Source organism: Chrysiogenia bacterium (assembly GCA_020434085.1).
Taxonomy (GTDB): Bacteria; JAGRBM01; JAGRBM01; order JAGRBM01; family JAGRBM01; genus JAGRBM01.
On sequence record JAGRBM010000223.1, the window covers coordinates 1 to 7,059 of the forward strand.

Annotated in this window: 8 protein-coding genes; 4 read left to right on the forward strand and 4 right to left on the reverse strand. The window is 58.8% G+C overall.

The window, feature by feature from the left end:
• Positions 1-50 precede the first annotated feature (50 nt).
• The 4 genes from KDH09_07210 to KDH09_07225 all read left to right on the forward strand — a co-directional run bounded on the left by KDH09_07210 (position 51) and on the right by KDH09_07225 (position 4,343).
• Positions 51-413 carry a GxxExxY protein gene (locus KDH09_07210; protein ID MCB0219464.1) on the forward strand — a complete coding sequence of 121 codons (363 nt, stop codon included), beginning with the start codon at positions 51-53 and terminating at the stop codon, positions 411-413.
• Between the two features lie 62 nt (positions 414-475).
• The gene (locus KDH09_07215; protein ID MCB0219465.1) at positions 476-1,444 is read left to right on the forward strand and encodes a MoxR family ATPase; all 969 of its coding nucleotides are present in this window, start codon (positions 476-478) and stop codon (positions 1,442-1,444) included.
• A gap of 207 nt (positions 1,445-1,651) precedes the next feature.
• On the forward strand, positions 1,652-3,079 hold the full coding sequence (locus tag KDH09_07220; GenBank protein ID MCB0219466.1) for a VWA domain-containing protein: 1,428 nt from the start codon (positions 1,652-1,654) through the stop codon (positions 3,077-3,079).
• A gap of 193 nt (positions 3,080-3,272) precedes the next feature.
• Complete coding sequence (locus tag KDH09_07225; GenBank protein ID MCB0219467.1) at positions 3,273-4,343, forward strand: patatin-like phospholipase family protein; 1,071 nt, start codon at positions 3,273-3,275, stop codon at positions 4,341-4,343.
• A gap of 89 nt (positions 4,344-4,432) precedes the next feature.
• Here KDH09_07225 and KDH09_07230 read toward each other — a convergent pair whose 3' ends face one another.
• The 4 genes from KDH09_07230 to KDH09_07245 form a co-directional block, all read right to left on the reverse strand.
• Positions 4,433-4,897 (reverse strand): hypothetical protein, encoded by a 465-nt coding sequence (locus KDH09_07230; protein MCB0219468.1) that lies wholly within the window; start codon positions 4,895-4,897, stop codon positions 4,433-4,435.
• Positions 4,854-5,831: an alpha/beta hydrolase gene (locus KDH09_07235; protein MCB0219469.1), complete on the reverse strand. Its 978-nt coding sequence runs from the start codon at positions 5,829-5,831 to the stop codon at positions 4,854-4,856. Before KDH09_07235 ends, KDH09_07230 begins: the two co-directional genes overlap by 44 nt.
• Positions 5,832-5,955: 124 nt before the next feature.
• The gene (locus KDH09_07240) at positions 5,956-6,696 is read right to left on the reverse strand and encodes a helix-turn-helix domain-containing protein (protein ID MCB0219470.1); all 741 of its coding nucleotides are present in this window, start codon (positions 6,694-6,696) and stop codon (positions 5,956-5,958) included.
• Between the two features lie 37 nt (positions 6,697-6,733).
• On the reverse strand, positions 6,734-7,059 hold a 326-nt coding region (locus tag KDH09_07245), incomplete at its 5' end, for a hypothetical protein (protein ID MCB0219471.1).

Here is a 7,059-nt window from a genome sequence, read left to right on the forward strand (position 1 = left end):
AAAACCGGCGGGTAGGAGAGTTCACCACAGATGGCCACGGATGAACACAGATGGAGCTGAATGAGATCACCGAAACCGTGATCGGCTGCGCGATGAAAGTCAGCAGCACTCTGGGGACGGGATTTCTGGAAAAGGTTTATGAGAACGCACTTGCCGTCGAAATGAAGAAAGCCGGACTTTCATTCGGACAGCAAGAATCGGTGAGGGTCCGCTATGAGGGCGAGTGCGTTGGGGATTATGTCGCGGATTTTGTAGTGGAAGGCCAGGTATTGCTTGAATTGAAATCGGCAAAGACAATTGATGCCGCTCATCAAGCACAACTGCTGAACTACTTGAGAGCGACGGGAATGAAAGTAGGTCTCTTGCTGAACTTCGGTACGCCACGGATGGGTATCAAGCGCATGATGCTCTGAATCTGTGTTTATCTGTGGCCATCTGTGGTTTCAAATTCTGAATTCTTTACTAGGAGCAAGCGATGTTCAATGACATCAACGACGTGATCAAGAAACTGGCCGAGCAGGACTACATCGCCGATCAGCGCATCGGGACGCTGGTGTACCTGGCGGCGAAGCTCGAAAAGCCCATCCTGGTGGAAGGTCCCGCGGGTGTTGGAAAGACCGACCTGGCCCGCCGCGTGGCGGCCTGCCTGGGGCGCGAGCTTATCCGCCTGCAGTGCTACGAGGGACTCGATGAGTCCAAGGCGCTCTACGAGTGGGAATACTCCAAGCAGCTTCTCTATACCCAGATCCTCAAGGACAAGATCACCGAAGTGGTTGCCGATGCCAAGACCCTCGAAGAGGCGACCGACCGCATCTACAACCAGGACGATGTGTTCTTTTCTGAACGCTTCCTGCTGCCGCGCCCGTTGCTCAAGGCCATCGAGTCGGACGAGCCCACCGTGCTCCTCATCGACGAGATCGACAAAGCCGACAGCGAGTTCGAAGCGTTTTTGCTCGAAGTGCTCAGCGACTTCACCGTCTCCGTGCCGGAGATCGGGACGCTCGAGGCCAAGCACAAGCCCTTCGTGGTGCTCACCTCCAACAACACGCGCGAAATGTCGGACGCCATCAAGCGCCGCTGTCTCCATTTGTACATCGACTTCCCCGACGGCCAGCGCGAGCTGGAAATCGTGCGCATGAAGGTCCCCGGCGTGCAGGACGAGCTGCTCAAGGACCTTGTCGACTTCGTGCAGGAAATTCGCAAGAAGGACCTCAAGAAGATCCCCAGCATTTCGGAGACCCTCGACTGGGCCCGCGCACTCACGCTGCTCAACGCCCAGAGCCTGGGGGACGAGATCGTGCAGGGCACGCTCAACACGATCCTCAAATACGAGGGCGACGTCATCAAGGCCGAGCGCGAGCTGCGCCACTTCCTCGACCGCAAACGCGCCGAAGCCGCCAACCCCGCCGAGGTGAAGGACGAGAAGAAAGAGTTTTTGAACTAGAGAAGAAGAAAATAACCGCAGATGAACGCGGATAAACGCAGATCAAGGCAGATGAAATGGAACCGATAGAGTGGATGGGAGCTTCGAGGCGAGATTGGTCTGTTGGGTTTTCTACCCCTCCTGCGTCCTTTTCTTATCCGTGTTTATCTGCGTTCATCCGCGGTCAATATTCTTTATCCGTGGTTTCAAATTCCGAAAGGCTTTGTCATGGACGATAAGGTCGTCGAATTCGCGGGCATTCTGCGCAAGAACGGCATCCGGGTCTCTTCTTCGGAAGTGATCGATGCCATGCAGATGCTGCGCGAGATTTCCCTGGGTGAGCGTGAGATCGTCAAGGACGCGCTGCGCGGTGCGCTCGTAAAGCGCGCCATCGACATCCGCCCCTACAACGAAATCTTCGATCTCTACTTTTCCGACGCGGGCCAGCTCCTGGGCAATCCCGCCGACGATCTGGCCAACCGCCTGATCAACGGCGGCGCCGAGGGGATGGAAGAGTTCCAGCACATGATGCAGAACGCCATCGAGGAGATGACGGGCGAGCTCTCGGAACTGACCGAGGCCCTCATGCGTGGCGATCGCGGAAAGATCGACCAGCTCCTCCACGACGCCGCCGAGAAGGCGGAGCTCTCCGAGATCCAGAACGTCCTGCAGGTGGGCCAGTTCGCCAACCGCATCCGGCAGGCGCTCAACCTCGACGGCGTCGAAATCGATCTGCAAAAACTCCAGGACAAGCTGCGCGGCAAGGGCATGCCCGAGGAAGTGATCGAAGAGACCTTCAAACAACTCGAGGGGCGCATCGAAAAACTGCGCGAGGCCATTCGCGAATTCGTGCAGAACCAGCTCGAGCTCGAGCACTACGACGACCTGACCCGCGCGCGCGACGAGCAGATGATGAACCGGCCGCTCTACCAGCTCAGCGCCGACGACGTGCAACGGATGAAGGACACGGTACAGCGGCTCGTGGAGCGCCTGAAAAGCATCATCCAGATCAAGCGCAAGCGGAAGAAGCGCGGCCGCTTCGACGTGAAGAAGACCATGCGCGAGTCGATGCAGTACGGCGGCATCCCCTTTCACCTGAAGTTTCAGGACAAGATCATCGACAAGCCCGACATCGTGGTGCTCTGCGACATCTCGGACTCGGTGCGCAATGTCTCGCGTTTCTTCCTGCAGTTCGTCTACAGCCTGCAGGAGGTCTTCAGCCGCGTGCGCACCTTCGTCTTCGTCTCGGAACTGGGGGAGGCGACGCCCTTCTTCGGCGAGTTCGAGGTCTCCCAGGCCATCGAGAAAACGCTCTGGGGCGACGTCGTGAACACCTTTGCACACTCCAACTACGGCCGCGCCCTCGAAATGTTCCGGCGCGACCACTTTTCCAGCGTGCGCGAGGACAAGACCTACGTCATCGTCATCGGCGACGGTCGCAACAACTACAACGTCGCCAACGAATGGGTGATCCGTGACATCCAGGCCAAGGCCAAGCGGGTCATCTGGCTCAACCCCGAAGCCCGCAGCAGCTGGGGCTACGGCGATTCGGAAATGACGAAGTACCTCGAGTACGTCGATGAAATTCATCACTGCCAGAACCTCAATGACCTCGCCAAGGTGATCGATGAACTCATCAAGGCGGAGTTGTCGTAGTGAGTTGAAACCACAGATGGCCACGGATGAACACGGATCAAGGCAAAGAGCTTTGAACAGGATGCACAGGATGAGCAGGATTTTCCTGTTCTGATCCTGAGTATCCTGTACATCCTGTTGACATCGTCCCTGAAAATCTGTGTTTATCCGTGTTCATCTGTGGTTCCAATGTTTCCTGGCTTGAAGTGAAGCAATGACACAAACACTCGAAATACGCGCCGGCAAGCGCGCGCGGGAGGTGATCTGCGAGCGGGGGCTGAGTGCTTCCGACGTGCGGGTGATCGCCGGCGCGGCGGGCGGTCCCAAGTGGCTGGCCCTTGCCGAACTCGACCGCTTTCTCTTCGGCACCTGGCTTGGTGACGCCGATCAGCCCGTTCATCTGATCGGCGCGTCGGCCGGGGCCTGGCGCTTTGCCGCGCTGGCCACGCGCGATTGCGTGGGTGCCAGCCACGCGCTGCAGGACGCCTACATCCACCAGCGCTACGCCCGCAGGCCCGGCCCCTTTGAGGTCTCGAAGGTCGCCATGGGAATCCTGGGCGCCTACATCAACGAGCAAACCACCGCGGAGATCCTGCAGAGCCGCTACCATTTGTGCGCGGTTGCCGTACGCGCGCGCCACCTGCTGGCCAGCACGAACCGGCAGGCCCTGACCGCGGGCTCTGGCGCGGCGGCCCTGGCCAATGCACTCTCGCGCCGGACACTGCCTGCTTTTTTCGAGAGCGTGCTCTTTCACGCGCCCCTGAGCGAGCCGCCGCTTGGAGAGGAAGCGGGCCTTGCGCGCGAGCGCGTGCCGCTCACGAATCGGAACCTGCGCCTGGCCGTGCTGGCATCGGGCTCGATCCCCATGGTGATGAGCGGGGTGGGGGCCATCCCCGACGCGCCGCCGGGGGTTTACTACGACGGCGGGATCGTGGACTACCACCTGGCGCTTCCCTACGAGGTGGGCGAGGGGCAGCTCGTGCTCTATCCGCACTTTGCGCGCAAGGTGGTGCCGGGCTGGTTCGACAAGATGCTTCCGTGGAGAAAAGCGCGCTCCGGGTTTCTCGACGACGTCGTGCTGCTGAGCCCCAGCGCGGAGTTCGAGCAAAGCCTTCCGCTAAGGCGCATCCCCGACCGCAAGGACTTCTACCGCTTCGAGGGCAGGGACGATGAGAGAATCGATGCCTGGACCCAGACCGCGCAGGCCTGCCACGTGCTGGCCGAGCAGTTCGAGGAACTGGCGGGTTCGCCAAAGAAGCTCAAAGAAATCGTGAAGCCGCTCTGAAGGCAAAGCAGGGAACGAGCCCGTTCGCCTGCAGGAGATCCCCTCTGCAATGCCTCTTCCGGATCATCGCCGCCAGGGCTGGCGATAGTTCAAGCCGCCAGCAGGCTATTCACGGCTTTCAGGCTGTTCCGATCCTTTGACAGCTCTTTCTTCGCAAACGCTTCGATGGCTTTTTCATGGGCAAAGACATAAGCGAAAAAGTCTCGATGGGTCTCTTCCGAATTCTGCATGAGTCGTTGAAATATCACCTGAAACTTCGCCGTGGCATCGACCAGGGTCTTCATTGACAGGCGCCAGGGCAAAATCGCCAACCCAGCACCCGCACCGTAACCCATCAGGCGCCAACCGGCAGGCTCGACAACGGCCTGATTCGTTTCGCGCATGTAATCCAGGTAGCGCTGCAGGGTCTGTTCTTCCAGCGCTGCGAGAGTCAACCACTTCTCCTTCCGCTCAGTATCCCTGGTGAACCTGGCGGCTGTCTCAAATGACGCGAGACCAAAAACTTCAGACTCATGAATATGTTGCAGGTCTCTTTTGAATTGGGGATAGCTCATCATTCTCTTCCTGTTCGATTTTCTGACTTGGATTGCGACGATATTGGTCTTCGATGTCGTCCAACGCCCGCTCCAGTGCAGCATCGCACGCTTCTGCATCCTCCATGAAAAGCATGTGCCCGACATTGCGGAAAACGGCGGTCCGGGCATGTTGAATGTTGCCGGCCAGCAGCAGCGACTGCTCCGGAGGCACTATAGGATCATGGGTTCCTGCAAAAAGATAGCATGGCAGGGTGATCTCATGGAGCTGATCTGCAATGTCCACTTTGCCAATGCCATTGAACAAGGGAAACAGCGCGTCGGGATCCTGCGCGCGAGTATTGGGCTGAATGTTTTCAATCATGCGCCGGCTGCGCGGGCTCAGGCGATAAGCCCTGCGGTCATGGGCCAGGAGGCTGGCAAACGTGCGCCCGATGAAGTCACTTTTTTGGGCCAGCATGATGTTCAGCGCGAACAGGCTCCTGGTCCACGCGCCAAGCCCTGCCAGTTTCACCAGCATTCCTTCAACGCCGCCCCAGCGCCCACTGTGGAAGCCCGCGATGCTGACGATCCCGACCACATTCGGCGCCTGGTGGATCGCCAGACTCAGCGCGCAGAAACCGCCCGTGGAATGTCCGATGACAATCGCTTTTCTCTCGCCCAGCAGCGCCTTCAACGCACCGTTCATCACACGAAAGAACCACTGATCATTGACCTGATCAGGCGCGAAGTCCGGCGGCACAACCGAAGGGTGGTGAGCGGGCAGGCTCAGGGAGTACCAGGATCTGTTTTCCCTGAAGCCGGGCGGGACACAATCGAGCCAGAAATTTACGGACGCCAGCACGCCATGGATGAACACGATGCTCGGCTCTTCCTTGCCGGCCAGATGCTCATTGATCGCCAGATAGGCCAGGCGATGTCCTTCCGACTCTACAAATCCCTCTCTTACTTTCATGTCCCTGTCCCGATCGCCAGGCCGTATTTTGCCCGCCAATCGCAAACCATGACGGTTGACAGGCGGACCCCGGCAATCGGTGCCAGCCTAGCAAGCGGGCTCCCCGGCGTATTGAACGAAAGAGCTATTTTTGCGTGAAATGCTCCCAGGCCCTCTGGGCATCGAGATAGGTCAGACCGAAGGACTCGGAGAATTCCCGGCTCATGTGTGCCAGATCGCTGAAGCCGGCCGCCATGGCGGCCTCCATGGGGCCTTTCCCGTCCAGCAGCGCATCCATCGCGACCCTGAGCTTGAGCCACTTTTTGTAGCTTCTCAAGGGAACCCCCGTTCGTTCGACGAACCAATGCGAGAAGCGGGTTGGAGACAGGTTGATGAGCTCTGCCAGGTAATCGCGATCGACATCCCCGGCTTCACTGAGTCGGGCCTGAATCTCCTGTATGACGAGTTTGAAGCGTTCATCCGAAGAGGAAGCAGGGGCCGGGAGGCCCACTGAGAGTGAATTCACCAGAGCCCCGAGCTCCGTATCGGCTGTGATGGAAGCCAGCTCGTGGGGAAGCTCCTCGCGGGAAAGTGCAACGAGGCCGCCCGGGGCTTCCTTGTTCAATGTCTTGTAAATGGAATCGGACAAGGGATCGAAATAGATGGAGCAGACGAAACCGGAGAGCAGGCGATGCTGCGTTTTTGAAGCAATGTAAATAGCGTCCGAGCGCGACACGCCCGAAGACGTTTCAAATTCCACCACCCCGTCCAATGCAATCGTGATCTGAGAGGCCCAATGACTGTGTGCCTTGTTGGCGCCTACATGTCCCCGAAAAATCGCGACATGATCCGAAAAGGCAATGTCCACTCTCCAATCCTTGAGCATGAGCTTGCCTCGCTATGGACAGAGGTCGGCCAAACTCTCAGTCGGTCTGGATGCAGAGCAGTTTGTACGCATTCGAACATGCACCCGACCCGAAATTCGTCCAATTGGTGCCCGATTGATCCGCCTGGCCGGGACGGCCCTGGTTGGATGTGCTGTTCCAGTCCGTGCAGGTAAAACCCGAATCGATCGCACCGGAATCGTTAGTGCCGGTCCAATAGAGGTCTGTGCCGGCGCTCGAACCGTCCTCGTAGTTGGCAACTGAGGCGGCCAGTGATCCGCTGCTGTAGCGCGCGATTCCCTCGGCGACGAGGGTTGTATCGAGTGTGCCGCCCATGCCCACACGGTACCAGCGCCCGGCATCGC